A 14,555-nucleotide genomic window follows, 5' to 3' on the forward strand; every position below is an offset into this window, starting at 1 on the left:
TTTCGCCCCACCTTATATACAGGGTCCACTGCACGCCTCCCGGAATTCGCGCAGTCAGTGCGTCTCACCCATCCCAGACACCCGCGCGGTGTGCCGCCGCAGGACGTCCGTGGTCGCACGCTGGAAGTCGGCGATCACCCGCTGTTGTTCGGGCGTGAAGCGCTCGTCGAGCATCGCGGCCATGTCGACGCCGAGGGGACCGAAGACCTCCGCGACGTGCGCGTCCAGGGTCGGATTGGGCGCCAGGGTGACCACGATCCGCCGACGATCCTGCGGGTCCGGCTCGCGCACCGCGAAGCCCCGCCGCACGAGCCGATCGACGAGGCCGGTGACCGCGCCGGAGGTGAGACCCGTGTGCTCGACCAGCTGCGAGGCCGAGACGGGACCGAGGCGCCGCAGGACGTCCAGCGTCTTGCGCTCCACGGCCGTCAACCCCATCGAGCGCCCGACCGCCTCGTGGAACATCACCACGGCGGTGATGAACTCGCGTCCCAGCAGCTCACCCTGCGTCGGTTCCGACATGGCGCAATGTTATCTCAGCGGATGATCATCTTAGTTGCTAAGTTATATGAGTGACTAAGATTATCAGGAGTCCCGCACTGGCCCTGTACGTCCTCCCCCCGCTCATCGGTGAGTTCTTCCTGGGCGACTTCCCCTTCGTGCTGCTTCCGCTGATCGTGGTGCTCGCGCCCTGGTACGGCGCGGGCGCGCTCCTGATCCGGGAAGTCGCGCGCCGGCGAGGCCGGGGCTGGCCCACGATCGCGCTCCTCGCTCTCGCGTGGGCGCTGATCGGCGAAGGCCTGCTCGGGCAGTCGCTGTTCAACCCCGGCTACGCCGACGCGCACCTGCTCGACCACGGCTTCCTGCCGGGGCTCGGCATCGGCGCGACGTGGACCGTCTTCGTCCTCGCGATCCACGTCGCCTTCAGCATCTGCCTGCCGATCGCGATCGTCGAGCTCGGCATGGGCGAGCCCCATCGACCTCTGCTGCGCCGCCGCGGAATCCTCGTGTGCACGGCCCTGCTCCTGGTCGGAGCGGTCGTCACCTTCTCGACGGCGTACCACACGTGGGGGCACTTCGTCGCCACGTGGCCGCGCCTCGCCGGTACCGCCGTCGTCGCGGTGGCGCTCGTCATCCTCGCCCTCTGCCTGCCGGTCCGCAGGCCCGACGCTGCGCGGGCGCCCTCGCCCGGCATCGCCCTAGCCCTCTTCCTCGCCTGCGGTGCCGCACTGCTGGGCGGTGTGCGCCTCCCGACCGCGGCCGGCCTGGTGACCATGACGGCCGGCAACGTCGTGGCCGTGATCGCTCTCGCCCGGTGGGCACCGTCGCCGCAGTGGGCGGACCGCCACCGCCTGGCGGTGATCACAGCGGGACTCCTCACCTACGGCTGGTCGGCCCCGATCCGGATGTGGGGACACACGCCGGCGGACCACACCCTGGCGCTGGTCAGCGGGGCCGTGTACCTCGCCGCGGAGATCGCGATCGTGCTGTGGTTGCGGCGGACCCATCGGCGCGGCGCGGCCGCCAGATCTACGGCTGCGGCCAGTGCGCGGCCGCGTCGGGGTGCGCGGGCGGGTCGCCGATGCTCTCCCGCAGGCGCAGGAGGCGACGGTGCCCGGACACCCGCAGCGCCGGTTTCGTCCCGCGCGTGCCCACCAAGGTGGGCGCCACGCCGGCGCGCATGAGGGCCGTCGCGAGCACGGGCGCGCTCTCCGGCGCGTGCTGGTCGAGCGCGAGGAGGTAGTGCACGCCGTCCACGTCGCCACCGGCGAGCGCCCAGGCGCGCAGCGCACGCGGGCCGGGGACCCACGTCGACGGTGCCGCCTTCGCCGCGCCGCGCGTCCAGGCGACGGCCATCGGCTGAAGTTCCGGCGAGGCGAGGGTCCGGACCAGCGGATTCCCCTCCTCCGAGGTGTCGAGCTGGGCGCGCAGGCCCGCCTCCTCGATCATCACGGCGATCGCCTCGGCCCGCCACTGATCGGCGACGACCACCGAGACCCGCGCGCTCCCGCCCAATTGCACGATCTGCCCCGTCGAAGCGAGCAGGCCGGCGAGGTCGCGGGGCGACGGCTCGGTCTGCTCGGCGGAGAAGAGTGACAATTGGGACACGTGATGAGCCTAGAGGGCCGTGGTGCGGCGCGACACCGTCGACACGTCGAACGGGCTGTGAAATGCACAGCACCCCTCCGCCGAGAAGGCGGAGGGGTGCTGCGAGAAACTCTTATCGCGTGGTGCGGGGTTTCTTAGAGAGCGCGGACGCCGGTGGCCTGCGGGCCCTTGGTGCCCTGGCCGACCTCGAACTCCACGAGCTGGTTCTCCTCGAGGGTACGGAAGCCGTTGCCCTGGATCTCCGAGTAGTGGACGAACACGTCATCCGAGCCGTCGGCCGGTGCGATGAAGCCGAAGCCCTTCTCCGCGTTGAACCACTTCACAGTTCCCTGTGCCATTGAGATGTTTCCTAACTTGTCTTTCTACCGGTGTAGGAACCGTTCCCCGAGTGGGGCGCGACTCCTGGCCGGTTCCGGCCGCCATACTTTCTGGAGCCGTTTGCGGAGACCGCACACAAAAACCTTCAGTACCACGCCCGCAACATCGATCCCCCGATGGTCCCTGACGGACCCCCGGCGGGAGCTGCGACCGCATACAGTCAATCACGATTTCCCATCGAGCGACAGCGGGCGGAGCGATTTCGCCTTCCGTTCACCCGCCGTCCCACCGGACGACGGTCCGTTACCGTCGCCGCTAGACTGGACGATCGGCGCGTCCGCGGCCCCTTCGGCCGCGCGGACGCCGGGTCGATTCGGGGGCTATCACGGTGGAGCACAACACCTTCGGCAGGGAACTGCTGGACCGTGTCATGGCCGGTTCGGGGTCCGGCGCCGAGAGCCTGACCCACGTGGCGGACATCCCGTCACGCCGAGCGGAATTCGCCCCCTGGCCGACCTGGATTCCGGCCCGCGTGCGGGACGGGCTCGTCGACGAGGGCGTACAGGAGCCCTGGCGGCACCAGGCGGAGGCCGCCGAGCACGCCCGCGCGGGCCGACACGTCGTGATCTCGACGGGCACCGCCTCCGGCAAGTCGCTGGCCTACCAGCTGCCGGTCCTCGCGGCGCTCGCCGAGGATCCGCGGGCCACTGTGCTGTACCTGTCGCCGACGAAGGCGCTCGGCACCGACCAGCACCGCGCCGCGGTCCGCCTGACCACGGAGTACGGCCCCGCCGACGCCTCCCCCGCCATGTACGACGGCGACACCTCGCAGGAGATGCGGCGCTGGGCGCGTTCCGACAGCCGCTGGGTGTTCACCAACCCGGACATGCTGCACGTGGGACTGCTTCCGCGGCACGCGAAGTGGGCGCGCTTCCTGCGCGGCCTGCAGTACGTGGTGGTCGACGAGTGCCACCACTACCGCGGTGTCTTCGGCTCGCACACCGCCCTCGTCCTGCGCCGACTGCTGCGGGTGGCCGCGAAGTACGGCAGCACGCCCACGGTGATCTGCGCCTCCGCCACCACCTCCGATCCGGCGGGAGCGGCGTCGCGGCTCATCGGCGCGGACTGCGTTGCCGTCACCGAGGATTCGTCCCCGCACGGGCCGCGGACCGTCGCGCTGTGGGAGCCGCCGCTGCTGCCCGACCTGGAGGGCGAGAACGGGGCGCCCGTCCGGCGCGCCGCCACCACCGAGGCGGCGCGGATGCTCGCCGACCTGGTGGTCGAGGGAGCGCGCACGCTCGCCTTCGTCCGGTCCCGACGGTCCGCCGAGACCGTCGCGCTCTCGGCCCGCCGGATGCTGGCCGAGGCGACGCCCGAGATCGCCGAGCGCATCGCCGCCTACCGGGCGGGATACCTCGCGGAGGACCGGCGCCGCCTCGAGCAGGGGCTGACCGACGGTGCGCTGCTCGGCGTGGCCACGACGAACGCGCTGGAGCTCGGCGTGGACATCGCGGGGCTCGATGCGGTGCTCATGGCCGGCTTCCCCGGCACCGTCGCCTCGTTCTGGCAGCAGGCCGGGCGCAGCGGGCGGCGCGGGCAGGGCTCGCTGATCCTGCTGATCGCGCGCGACGATCCGCTGGACACCTACCTGGTTCACCACCCCGAGTCGCTGCTGGGCCGACCGGTGGAGGCGACGATCACCGATCCGTGGAATCCGTACGTGCTGGGGCCGCAGCTGTTGTGCGCGGCGAGCGAGATCCCGCTCACCAGAGCGGAGGTCGGCACGCTCGGGGCCGTGGACGTGGTGGGCCGACTGGTGGCCGACGGGCTGCTGCGCGAGCGGCCCGCGGGCTACTTCCTGGCGGCCGGGATCGATCCGCATGCGGGGGTGAACATCCGGGGCGGCGCGGGCAGCGAGATCCTCATCGTGGAGGAGGCGAGCGGCCGGCTGCTGGGGACCGTCGACTTCACGCGGGCGCTGTCGACGGTGCACGAGGGCGCGGTGCACGTGCACCAGGGCGAGTCGTACGTCGTGGACGAGCTGGACCTCGACGACGGGCTGGCGCTGGTGCACGCGGAGGAGCCGGAGTGGACGACGTCGGCGCGCGAGGACCTGGATGTGCATGTCACCGCGGTGCATTCGACGGAGGTGCTCGGCGACGTCACGGCGCGGTTCGTCTCGGTGGAGGTGACCAGCCGCGTGGTCGGCTACCTGCGGACGCTGCGCAGCGGAGAGGTGATGGACGCCGTCGAGCTGGACCTGCCGGAGACCACACTCGCGACCCGCGCCGCCCTGCTCACCCTGACGCCGGAGGTGTTGGAGGGCGCCGGTCTGGTCCCGGAGCGGTGGCCGGGTGCGCTGCACGCCGCCGAGCACGCGGCGATCGGCCTGCTGCCGCTCGTCGCGTCGTGCGACCGCTGGGACATCGGCGGGCTCTCGACGGCGCTGCACGACGACACCGGCCTGCCGTCGATCTTCGTCTACGACGGCTACCCCGGCGGCGCGGGCTTCGCCGAGCGCGGCTACGAATCGCTGGCGACGTGGCTCGTGGCGACGCGCGACGCCGTCGCCGCGTGCGAGTGCCCGTCGGGCTGCCCGTCGTGCGTGCAATCGCCCAAGTGCGGCAACGGGAACGACCCGCTCGACAAGGAGGGCGCGGTTCTCGTGCTCGACCTGGTGCTCGCCGCTGTGGCCGCGGGCTGAGCCCCGGGCCCGGTCACTTCGGCGGCAGGGACCGCGCGTAGTCGACGGTGCGCCGCACCCACTCGGCGAGCTCGGTGTCCGAGGCGGTGGCCTCCTGGTCCAGATCCAGCCAGCCCCGCATCTCCCGCCCCCGCATGACGGTGCGCGTCACGTGCGGCCCGAGCAGTTCCTCTGCGACGTCCGGGTCCAGGTGCGCCATGGCCTCGCCCTTGCTGTTCGCGGCGATCGCCATGTGCCCGTCGACGAGGAACGCCAGCCCACCGAACATGCGTTTCTCCACCACGCCGGGCTGCCCGTCGATCGCGTCCCGGATCCTGTCCGCCAGCCCCTCGTCGTACGCCATCGTCCCAGTGTGCGCCGGTCTTCCGCGGCGCGCAGCACGTCGCCGGCGATCGGGAACTACGGTGGCGGGGTGACGACTGGTCGGATGGCGTGGGAGGACGACGTCGACGCGGTCTGGCGACACGTGGACACCGACGAGCCCGGCGCGTTCCTCGCCCGGATGGAACGCGCCGTCGCCGGCACCGACGTTCCCGAGGGTGTTCGCCTGTTCGAGACGGCCGGGGCGCACGACGCACTGGACCACCCCGACCTCGCCGTAGCGGGTTACCGGGCGGCGCTGGAGGCCGGACTCGACGACCACCGCGCGCGCCAGGCGACGATCCAGCTCGCGAGCTCCCTGCGCAATCTCGGAGAACCGGACGAGGGCCTCCGACTGCTCGCTGCCCTCGACATCGACCGCGGGGACGGGCTCGACGACGCCGTCGTCGTGTTCCGCGCGCTGATGCTCGCGGATCTGGGGCGCGACCGGGAGGCTCTCACCGCCACGATCCACGCCCTCGCGAACCATCTCCCCCGCTACCGGATCTCAGCACGCCGGTACGCGGACGGTCTGATCGAGGACTGAGCGACCTCACCGCCGACCGCGAAGGCGGCGAGGGCCGCGCGACAGACGCCCGACCGGCCGGAAAAGGACGCGACAGCGGTCACCGGCGCGCTCTACCGTGAAGCACGATGTCCAGTTCGACCCTGTCCGACGCGCCGGCTCCGACGCCACCGCTGCCGCCGACCGGCCCCGAACGCCGGGTGACCTGGCGGCGGCTCCGCAGCCCCGTGGCTCTCGGCGCGATCGCGGCCGTCTGCGTGGCCTCGATCGGGGCCACCGCGGGGACCGTGGTCGCCGGACGGGTGGCACAGGATCCGGCCGGCGGGCTGATCGGCGTTCTCGCGCTCTGCCTGATCGGCGCCGCGGTGATCGAGTCGGTGGGCAAGATCGCGTGGGTCGCCGTCGTCGATCGCGCCGAGGGCCGGCTGCGGGACGACGTGCTGCAGGCGGCGATGCGTCAGCCCCTCGCCGCACTGAACGAACAGGCGGTCGGCGAGATCCTCGATCGCGTCGACGACGATACGCACGAGATCGGCAATCTGGCCCGCTGGCAGCTGTGGGGTCTGTTCCGCACCGTCTCGTCGAGCCTCCCGATGTGGATCGTGGCCGCTGTCGCCTGGTGGCCGGCGGCCATCCTGTTCCCGACGTTGGCGATCATCACCTGGTTCGCGATCCGGCGCCTGCTCGGGGAGATCGCCCGCCGCAAGGTGATCGAGGAGATCGCGTGGACGGACCAGGCCGCCGCGCTGGAGGAAGGGATCGCCGGGCGCGACGACCTGCGGACCAGCCTCGGACAATCGCACGTGATCGCCCGGCTGGCAGGACTGTCCGCCGTCATTCACTCGCGGTTCCTCGCGGTCATCCAGGTGGAATCGCGGTTGGCCCGCCGGGCGGGCGTGCTGCTGCACGCGCTGCTCGCCGCGATCGCGGTCGCGGGCGTCGCCCTCGCGATCGACGGCTCGATGTCGGTCGCCCGCCTGGTCACCCTGTTCCTGGTGACGTCGATGTTCGTCGGCCAGGTCGCGCAGCTGGCGGAGCAGCTCCCCGATCTGCAGGCCGGGATGGGTGCCGTCATCCGGATCCGGCACATGCTCGCCGCTCCCCCGGAGCCCGAGGGCGGCGACGACGTCCCGTCCAGCCCGGGCTCGGTGTCCGGGCTCGAGATCGACATCCGCGGCCTCGACTTCGCCTATGCGGAAGGCCCGTTCGCTCTCACCGGGATCGACCTGACGGTCCCCGCGGGGCACACCGTGGCGCTCGTCGGGCGCACCGGCTCCGGCAAGTCGACCCTGGCATCGCTGCTCTCGCGGGCCGTCGATCCCCCGCGCGGCACCGTCTTCGTCGGCGGACGCGACATCATGGACATCGACCTGCAGCGACTGCGGTCGCGGGTCGGCGTGGTCACGCAGCGCACCGAGATCCTGATCGGCTCGCTGGCGGACAACATCGCCCTGTTCGATCCGGCGATCACCCCGGAGCGGATCAGGGACGCGATCGAGCGGCTCGGACTGCGCTCGTGGGTCGACGGCCTGCCCGCCGGCCTGGACAGCCGTCTCGGCCCGGGCGGGACCACCCTGTCGGCCGGGGAGGAGCAGTTGGTGGCGTTCTGCCGCCTCATGGTCCGCGACGTCGACGTGGTGGTCCTCGACGAAGCCACCGCGCGGATGGACCCGCTCACCGAGCGGCTGGTGATCGCCGCCTCGGACCGCCTGCTGACGGGCCGCACCGGGATCCTGATCGCGCACCGGCTCACGACCATCGAGCGGGCGCCGCTGGTGGCGGTGCTCGACAACGGGCGGATCGTGCAGCAGGGTCCGCGCGACGAAGTGGCCGCGGCGCCCGGGCCGTTCGCCGCTCTCCTCGCCGCCGGTCGGACGGAGTCCGACGGTGCCGCTGCGGCTGGTCGGGGTCCCACCTCCGGACGCGGTCGTCCGGCGTCCGCGGCACAATCGAGCCCTGCGGCGCTCCCCGCGACGCCGAGCGCCGGCGTCGGCGGGCGACGCCGGACGGGGCCAGCGCCGGCACTCCGGGAGGTCGGCGACGGGCCGACGTTGACCCGCGGCATCGTGCACGCGCTGCTGGTGATGCCGGCCTGGGGCGTGCTCGGCGCGGTCCTCTTCCTGCTCGCCGCGCTGACTGGCGCGCAGGGCGCCGTGACCGGCCTCGTGTGGGGCGAGACCGTCCAGGCCGTCAGCGCGGGCGAGCGCCCGGGGTGGCTGCTGCTCGGGGTGGTGATCTCGCTGATGGCCGCACCGTTCGCGATAGCGGAGGCCTTCCGTCGGTATCCGCGGTGGTGGATCGAGGTCATGCTGCGGGTGCGGATGGCCGTCCTCCGAGGTCAGACGCAGCCGCGCCGGCTCGCGAAGACACCGGCCGGCGAAGTCGTCGCCCGGGCCATGGACGCGGACAGGTTCGCCCGGTACGCCGACCGCTGGGTGGATTTCGGTAACGGGATCGTGATCGCCGCCGCGACGGCCGTCCTCGGCGGCACGTGGCTCGCAGGTGCGGTACTCCTCGTCGTCCTGGTCGCGTCGGCGGTGGCATCGAGCGTCGGACGTCCCCTCGCCGGACGGTCCGCGGCCGCCGCCTCGAGCGCGCGGGCCCGGTTCGGGCGGGCACTGGTGTCGGCCCTGGAATCGGCCCGCACGATCAAGCTCGCCGCGACGACCCCGTCGGTGCTCGCCCACCTGCGACGGGTCGACGCGGGACGCGTCGACGCCGCGGTCACCGAGCACCGGATCCAGGCGGCGCTCGAGGGTGTCCCCGTCGTGATGGTCAGTGCCGGAGTGGTCGCCGCCTGGGCGGCGTACGCGGGCGGGCTCTGGGAGTTGTCGACGGCACTGCTCGTCGCGAACGCGGTCAGCGGCTTCGGTTGGTTCGGCCGGGTCGCCGGCAGCGTGGTCACCGAGGCCCCCGGCACCCGGGCCTGGCAGGCGGAGACGAGCCGCTTCGCGGGCGGCGTGGACCTGATGACCGTGCCGCCGGGCGTCGACCTGGTCACCGGCGCCGCGCCGGCGCCGCTCACGGCGGCCCGGGTGCGGCTGGAGGAGGTGGTGCTGCGGGACGTCGCCGCCGTCCACGACGACGGAACCATCGGCGTCGAGCACGTCGACCTGCGGGTCTCGGCGGGCGAGCTGGTGCTGCTGGTGGGCCAGGTCGGCTCGGGCAAGTCGAGCCTCCTGGCGGCGTTGGCCGGCCTGGTCGCGCACCGCGGCGAGATCCTGTGGAACGGCCGCCCGGTCTCCGACGCGGAGGTCTTCCTGCGCCCCGGACAGGTGGCGCACATCGCCCAGGTGCCCCGGGTCCTGTCCGGGACCTTCGCCGATAACGTGCGGCTCGGGCACCAGCGCGCCTTCGACCAACCCGTCGCCGATGCCCGCCTCGGATCGGACGTCGCCGCAGCGGGCGGCCGGGACGCACTGGTCGGGCACCGGGGCGTTCGGCTCTCCGGCGGCCAGGTGCAGCGGCTCGCCCTCGCGCGGGCGCTGGCGACCGACGCGGAACTGCTGCTCGCGGACGACGTGTCGAGCGCGTTGGACGCCACCACCGAGATCGAGCTGTGGAAGGCACTGCGCGAGCGCCGCGCCACCGTGATCGGGGCGACGTCCAAACGGGCCGCGCTGGCCCGGGCCGACCGGGTGGTGGTGTTGGTCGACGGGCGGATCGCCGCGATCGGGCCGTGGACGGAGCTGGCGCCGGACTGGGGCTTCCTAGCCGGCTGAGTTCGCTCACTCCGGACCGGCCCGGGCGACCGCGACAGCCTCGTCGGATCCGAAGACCGACAAGGAGACCGGGACGCTCACGCGCACCGCCACCTCGAAGCCGTCCACGCCGCACGCCCGGAGCGATCCGGCGTTCGCGCGGGCCAGACGGTCCGCCGCCCCGCAGGCCTCCTCCGCGTCGATCGCGCTCGCGGCACCGGCGAGCGCCGCCAGATCTGCTGCGGCCTGCGCGCGGTGGCGGGCGGAGACCGCAGCGCCGACGTCGATCACCATGATCGCGACCACGACGATCGCCGCGACCATCACGGCGGCGAGCACCGTCGCCACGCCGTCCTCGCGCCCGGCCCGGGAGAGGGCTCCCGGGCGGCGCCCCGGGCAGCAGGGCGGACCGGTCCGCCCGGCTGCCGGGCCGGCGCGCGCCTTCGCGGTCACGGCGCAGTACCCGGTTCGACGGCGGCGACCGCCGAAGCGGAGACCGTCAGCCCGGGCAGGAGCGCCACCGGGGCCCGGACCACCACCGTCACCGTGTCCCCGTCCCGGCTCACCGTCGACGTCGCGCCCGGCGGCCCCACCTCGGAGACGGCCTTCGCCACCCGGGCGTCGTCGCCGCGGGCGCTGAGGCGGGCCGCCTCGCGGGCGGCGTCCACGCACCGCACGTGTGCGGTGACGCCCACGACCGCACCCACGCTGAGCACCAGCACGGCGATGAGGCTGGCGACGGCGAACGCGGCCTCCACGGTGACCGCGCCCGCCTCGCCGGCTAGCCGGTGGAGGTGCCCAGCGCCTTGCCGATGATGTCGGTCAGGCCGCTGACGATGTTGTCGCCGGTGACGACCCCGTACAGCACGGCGCCGAACGCGGCCGCCGCTATGGTGCCGATCGCGTACTCCACCGTCGACATGCCGTCGTCCTCCAGCAGCAGCTCGGTCATCCTGCATCGCAATCGAATCCACATTCCATCCCCCTTCCGTCGAGCCGCTACAGCAGCCCCTCCCCGAGCACTGTGCCCGCGAGTCCCATCACGACCGGCACGATGCCCAAGCACACGAACGCCGGAAGGAAACACAGCCCGAGCGGTCCCGCGACCGCGACGCCGGCCCGCTCGCCCGCCGCGACCGCGCGGTCCTCCGCCTGCGCGCGCTCGGTGCGCGCGAGGTCCGAAAGCCCGGCGGCGGGCGACGAGCCCGCGCGGGCGGACCGTCGGAGCATGCGGGTGAGCCCGACGACCTGCGGGTCCACGGATCCCGTCCGCCACGCGGTCTCGGCGTCGGAGCCCAGTGCGAGCAGTTCCGCCGCACGGGTCAGCACCTCCGCGAGCGCGGGCGGCGCACCCACCGCGACGGCGCGGGCCGCATCGGCGGTCGGCATCCCCGCGCGGAGGCAGACGGCGAACAGGTCGTAGGCCGCGGCAGCCTCGAACGGGTCCGGAGAGGCGGCCCGCCGCGGCAGCCGCATCCCGCGCAGCCGCGCCGGCTCCCCGCACGCGGTGGCCGCCACCGCAGAACGGGCCGCGACCGGGAGCACGAGCAGCGCCGCCGCCAGCAGCGCGAGCGCCGCGGCGAGGGGACCGTGCCCGCTCACGACCGTTCGTCCGATCCGCGGCCGGCGGCACCGTCGGCGATGGCACGGGACCAGAGCAGCCCGGCAGAGGTCAGGCACGTCCCGACGACCAGCAGGACACCGCCCGCGCCGGTGCCCAGCAGCGTGCCGAGCGGGTCGGCGCCGATCAGCTGGCCCATCGCGACGCCGAGCACCGGGAGCGCGGCGAGCACCTGCGCGGTCGCGCGGGCCCCGGCCAGCGACGAGTGCGCCCGCCGCTCGTACCGCTCGCGTGCCCGCAGGTCCTCGCGGACGGAGGCGAGCAGCTCGCCCATGCCGATGCCGTGCCGCGTGCCCGCCTCCCAGGCCGCCGCGATCCGCGACCACGCGGCGCTCTCCCCGGCGTGCGTCCGCAGGCCCGCGGCCACGTCGCCACCCAGCTCGGCCCGGCCGGCCATCTCCGCGAAGACGGCGCGGACGTGCGGGTCCTCGGCGTCGCGGCCCGCGGTGGTGCAGGCGGCCGCGGGGTGCGCTCCGACGGACAGTTCGGCGACCATCGCGTCGACGCCGGCCAGGATCGCCGAGAGCCGGGACATCCGCTGCTGCGCCGCGCGGTTCCGCGCCCGGAGATCGCGGACGGTGCCGGCCGCGAGCGCCGCGGCCAGCGCCTGACCCGGTCCGATGAGCAGCGCGCCGACCGGCACCGCGACGGCCAGCCAGCCCCAGCGCAGCGCGACCGGCGAGGTTGCGGACGCCCGCGACGCCCGGAGTCGCGCTGCGGCGGGACCGCCGGGCCAGGCCAACGCGGCGACCGCGAGCAGGACTATCGCCGCGGTCACGGGACACCTCGCTCCGCGAGCAGCGCCTGCACGCGCTCCACCTCCGCCGTGAACCCGCCGTCGCGGTCCCACGCGGGCAGCACCCGCACGTAGCCGTCACCACCGCGATCGACGACGCCGATACTGCGCAGGCCGCGCCGCCCCGACGGCCAGCGGTGCACCGCGAACACCACCTGGGAGATTTATCAGTAATTGGTGCGTCTAACACGCATCTATCCGCATGCCAGAACTGGTTTATTCATTCGCTACATGTAGGATTAGATGCATGTCAGTGGTCGGATCTACCGTGAGACACGGTGGTCGGCGGGCCTGTTGCGAGTGGAGGGTTTCCGTGCAATTATTTCGCTATGGCACTCCATGGGGAGCTTCAGAAGACGCTCGAGGTGTTCGTCGAGCAGCATCGCGCGGCGTTGGCGACGGTTCGTCTCGATCTGCCGACGGCAATCACCGAGGTCGGGAAAATGTGGTCGCCTCGGCACGCGGATCCGGTGGAGGTGTCCGGCGATGCGTTCTGCTCGGCGGTTCGGCATACGATGCGCGACATCTGGAGGAACGACCGCAACGACCAGCCTGGGATGAATCTGCGGTGCGGTCGCGGCCAGGGCGGCGGCGCAGTGTTCTCCGATCTGGGTGGTACGGAGTTTCGGCTGCGGAAGTTCCTGTCCAAGCACTTGCAGGCGGCGATCGACCGGGAGGTGGTGCTGCCGCCGGAGGCCGAGCAGGCGATCGCGAGCGGCGGGTTGCAGGCGGAGCAGATGAATCTGTTCGCCGGCCCGGGCCGGATTCCCAAGCCCGCGAAGCGCAGCGCCAGCGTGGACGACGAGGAGCAACGCGAGCACGACGGCATCTTCGCGTTGTGGTCGACGACGGACAACACCACGTTGGAGTCGCTTCACCTGGCGGTGGTGCGCGGGGTGGACAACCCGGCCAGTGCGGAGATCTTGGCGGTGGTGCCGTTCCCGTCGGCGGAGGAGTCCCCGTTCTACGGGCTTCCGGCGGCCAAGCCCGTCGGTGCGCCCCCGGCAGACGACTTCGGCAGCTACGACAAGCCGGTTCAGGGTACGGGCGACGAGGACGACGACGGGCCGGAGTTCACGCCTGCGTAGCCGTCACGGCAGGGGGAAACTGGGATGCGGGGACCTGCAGCGTTGAATCGGATGGGCAATGAGGGCGACGGTGAACGTATACGGACGCCGGGTGCGTCAAGCCCGGATCATGCGGAAGATGACCGCGAAAGCGTTGGCGGCTGAGTTGAATTGGCCGTCAGCTGCGCGGCTCACGCGTTTGGAGAAGTCGATCACGAGCGAGATCGGCACTGATGAGTTGGAGGCGTTGACGACGATTCTGCGGTTCCCTCCGCGGTTTTTCATCACGGAGCCGCCGATGCGGATCCATGCGTCGGACTTGCTGTTTCGGGCTCCGCAGTCGACGACGAAGACCGAGCAGGAGTACCTGGCTGATTTCGCGTCGATGATCGGTGAGTTCCTCGATGAGCTGCATTCGCGGTGGCAGCTGCCAGCGGTGAAGGTCCCGATGGTCGATCCGTCGGTGCCGGTCGCGGAGGCAGCTGGGCGGGTACGTGATGCGCTCGGTGTGGGTCGGGATGAGCCGATCGACTACCTGACCCACAACATCGAGCACGCGGGTGTGCCGATCGTGATGCGGCGGATGTTCGCGGCCGCGACGCTGCGCGACGGCGACGCCGGTGCGGCGGCGTCGGAGAAGCATCTGGGGTATTCGACGAGGGTCGGTGAGTTCAAGGCGCGGCCGTTGATCGTGGTGCGTCAGTCGACGTCGTGGGAGCGGACGCGGTGGACTCTCGCCCATGAGCTGGGGCACTTGAGTTTGCATTGGAGCGGCGATGTTACTGAGGACAAGGAGGAGCAGGCGTCGAGGTTCGCCTCGGAGTTGCTTGCTCCGCTGGCGCAGGTGCGCAAGGAGGTGACGGCGACTCCGTCGCTGATGTCGCTGGTGCCGGTCAAACAGAAGTGGGGAATCTCGATCGGTGCGTTGCTGCGGCATCTGCACACCGGCGGTGTCCTCGACGACGACCGGTTCCGCAGTCTGCAAAAGCAGCTCTACCAGCGGGTCAACCCAGATACCGGGCGGACCTGGGGTCGGACCGAGCCGGGGTGGAACGACCGTGTCGTGGAACGGCCACGGTTGCTGAGCAAGTGGATCGAGCTGGGCTTTTCGGTGCAGTCACCGCAGTTGCTGGCGACCTACGATCTGATCTTCCCCGGCGATATCCTCGCGGACTTCCTGGTCGGGCAACGCCCCGCCCCCACCACGTCGTCCACGGCGTCGTCGTCCGCCCCGGCGGCCGATACGGCTGCGGGTGCGCGGGCCGGGGATCGGGGCGCCGGTGACGGTTCAGCGGATGTGATCGACTTCCGTCGGTTCCAGCAACGCTCCCGGCGAGCCTGACCCGGAACGAA

At 72.3% G+C, this 14,555-nt stretch carries 15 protein-coding genes; 5 read left to right on the forward strand and 10 right to left on the reverse strand.

Annotated features, from left to right (window positions below; genetic code table 11):
- Positions 1–54 precede the first annotated feature (54 nt).
- The 3 genes from BLW32_RS25250 to BLW32_RS25260 form a co-directional block, all read right to left on the reverse strand.
- The gene (locus BLW32_RS25250; RefSeq protein ID WP_068523075.1) at positions 55–522 is read right to left on the reverse strand and encodes a MarR family winged helix-turn-helix transcriptional regulator; all 468 of its coding nucleotides are present in this window, start codon (positions 520–522) and stop codon (positions 55–57) included.
- Between the two features lie 1,008 nt (positions 523–1,530).
- On the reverse strand, positions 1,531–2,109 hold the full coding sequence (locus tag BLW32_RS25255; RefSeq protein ID WP_068741271.1) for a hypothetical protein: 579 nt from the start codon (positions 2,107–2,109) through the stop codon (positions 1,531–1,533).
- A gap of 134 nt (positions 2,110–2,243) precedes the next feature.
- Positions 2,244–2,447 (reverse strand): cold-shock protein, encoded by a 204-nt coding sequence (locus BLW32_RS25260; RefSeq protein WP_068523077.1) that lies wholly within the window; start codon positions 2,445–2,447, stop codon positions 2,244–2,246.
- A 410-nt stretch (positions 2,448–2,857) separates the two neighbouring features.
- On the opposite strand from BLW32_RS25260, the gene BLW32_RS25265 reads away from it, so the two are divergent.
- Complete coding sequence (locus BLW32_RS25265) at positions 2,858–5,131, forward strand: DEAD/DEAH box helicase (RefSeq protein ID WP_068741644.1); 2,274 nt, start codon at positions 2,858–2,860, stop codon at positions 5,129–5,131.
- A 13-nt stretch (positions 5,132–5,144) separates the two neighbouring features.
- Here the strand turns inward: BLW32_RS25265 and BLW32_RS25270 are convergent, their stop codons facing one another.
- Positions 5,145–5,474 (reverse strand): TfoX/Sxy family protein, encoded by a 330-nt coding sequence (locus BLW32_RS25270; RefSeq protein ID WP_068523078.1) that lies wholly within the window; start codon positions 5,472–5,474, stop codon positions 5,145–5,147.
- Positions 5,475–5,543: 69 nt separating this feature from the next.
- On the opposite strand from BLW32_RS25270, the gene BLW32_RS25275 reads away from it, so the two are divergent.
- Both BLW32_RS25275 and BLW32_RS25280 read left to right on the forward strand, forming a co-directional pair.
- Positions 5,544–6,038: a tetratricopeptide repeat protein gene (locus tag BLW32_RS25275; RefSeq protein WP_197467597.1), complete on the forward strand. Its 495-nt coding sequence runs from the start codon at positions 5,544–5,546 to the stop codon at positions 6,036–6,038.
- Positions 6,039–6,145: 107 nt separating this feature from the next.
- Positions 6,146–9,739 carry an ATP-binding cassette domain-containing protein gene (locus BLW32_RS25280; RefSeq protein WP_068741269.1) on the forward strand — a complete coding sequence of 1,198 codons (3,594 nt, stop codon included), beginning with the start codon at positions 6,146–6,148 and terminating at the stop codon, positions 9,737–9,739.
- A 6-nt stretch (positions 9,740–9,745) separates the two neighbouring features.
- Here BLW32_RS25280 and BLW32_RS25285 read toward each other — a convergent pair whose 3' ends face one another.
- From BLW32_RS25285 to BLW32_RS27285, 6 genes are read right to left on the reverse strand one after another with little or no spacing between them, the layout of a single operon-like run.
- The gene (locus BLW32_RS25285) at positions 9,746–10,171 is read right to left on the reverse strand and encodes an Rv3654c family TadE-like protein (protein WP_231857359.1); all 426 of its coding nucleotides are present in this window, start codon (positions 10,169–10,171) and stop codon (positions 9,746–9,748) included.
- Positions 10,168–10,476 carry a TadE family type IV pilus minor pilin gene (locus tag BLW32_RS25290; protein ID WP_068741267.1) on the reverse strand — a complete coding sequence of 103 codons (309 nt, stop codon included), beginning with the start codon at positions 10,474–10,476 and terminating at the stop codon, positions 10,168–10,170. The genes BLW32_RS25285 and BLW32_RS25290 overlap by 4 nt, the downstream gene beginning before the upstream one ends.
- 23 nt (positions 10,477–10,499) lie before the next feature.
- Positions 10,500–10,694, reverse strand: a complete 195-nt coding sequence (locus BLW32_RS25295) for a DUF4244 domain-containing protein (protein WP_068523081.1) — start codon at positions 10,692–10,694, stop codon at positions 10,500–10,502.
- Positions 10,695–10,717: 23 nt separating this feature from the next.
- A complete protein-coding gene (locus BLW32_RS25300; protein ID WP_068741266.1) occupies positions 10,718–11,320 on the reverse strand; it encodes a type II secretion system F family protein in 603 nt (200 codons plus the stop codon).
- The gene (locus BLW32_RS25305; RefSeq protein WP_068741265.1) at positions 11,317–12,117 is read right to left on the reverse strand and encodes a type II secretion system F family protein; all 801 of its coding nucleotides are present in this window, start codon (positions 12,115–12,117) and stop codon (positions 11,317–11,319) included. The genes BLW32_RS25300 and BLW32_RS25305 overlap by 4 nt, the downstream gene beginning before the upstream one ends.
- On the reverse strand, positions 12,114–12,287 hold the full coding sequence (locus tag BLW32_RS27285; protein ID WP_175546310.1) for a hypothetical protein: 174 nt from the start codon (positions 12,285–12,287) through the stop codon (positions 12,114–12,116). The genes BLW32_RS25305 and BLW32_RS27285 overlap by 4 nt, the downstream gene beginning before the upstream one ends.
- Positions 12,288–12,464: 177 nt before the next feature.
- Here BLW32_RS27285 and BLW32_RS25310 point away from each other — a divergent pair, with 177 nt between their 5' ends.
- Together BLW32_RS25310 and BLW32_RS25315 are read left to right on the forward strand one after the other, a co-directional pair.
- The gene (locus BLW32_RS25310) at positions 12,465–13,223 is read left to right on the forward strand and encodes a hypothetical protein (protein ID WP_068567303.1); all 759 of its coding nucleotides are present in this window, start codon (positions 12,465–12,467) and stop codon (positions 13,221–13,223) included.
- 58 nt (positions 13,224–13,281) lie between these two features.
- Positions 13,282–14,544: a helix-turn-helix domain-containing protein gene (locus BLW32_RS25315; protein WP_068567304.1), complete on the forward strand. Its 1,263-nt coding sequence runs from the start codon at positions 13,282–13,284 to the stop codon at positions 14,542–14,544.
- Positions 14,545–14,555: the final 11 nt, after the last annotated feature.

The sequence above is a fragment of the Tsukamurella tyrosinosolvens genome, assembly GCF_900104775.1.
Classification (GTDB): Bacteria; Actinomycetota; Actinomycetes; order Mycobacteriales; family Mycobacteriaceae; genus Tsukamurella; species Tsukamurella tyrosinosolvens.

Coding starts and splice junctions, on each gene's coding strand:
- BLW32_RS25250 (WP_068523075.1), bottom strand. CDS start 522: ATGTCGGAACCGACGCAGGGTGAGCTGCTGGGACGCGAGTTCATCACC.
- BLW32_RS25260 (WP_068523077.1), bottom strand. CDS start 2,447: ATGGCACAGGGAACTGTGAAGTGGTTCAACGCGGAGAAGGGCTTCGGC.
- BLW32_RS25265 (WP_068741644.1), top strand. CDS start 2,858: ATGGCCGGTTCGGGGTCCGGCGCCGAGAGCCTGACCCACGTGGCGGAC.
- BLW32_RS25270 (WP_068523078.1), bottom strand. CDS start 5,474: ATGGCGTACGACGAGGGGCTGGCGGACAGGATCCGGGACGCGATCGAC.
- BLW32_RS25280 (WP_068741269.1), top strand. CDS start 6,146: ATGTCCAGTTCGACCCTGTCCGACGCGCCGGCTCCGACGCCACCGCTG.
- BLW32_RS25295 (WP_068523081.1), bottom strand. CDS start 10,694: ATGTGGATTCGATTGCGATGCAGGATGACCGAGCTGCTGCTGGAGGAC.
- BLW32_RS25310 (WP_068567303.1), top strand. CDS start 12,465: ATGGCACTCCATGGGGAGCTTCAGAAGACGCTCGAGGTGTTCGTCGAG.
- BLW32_RS25315 (WP_068567304.1), top strand. CDS start 13,282: ATGAGGGCGACGGTGAACGTATACGGACGCCGGGTGCGTCAAGCCCGG.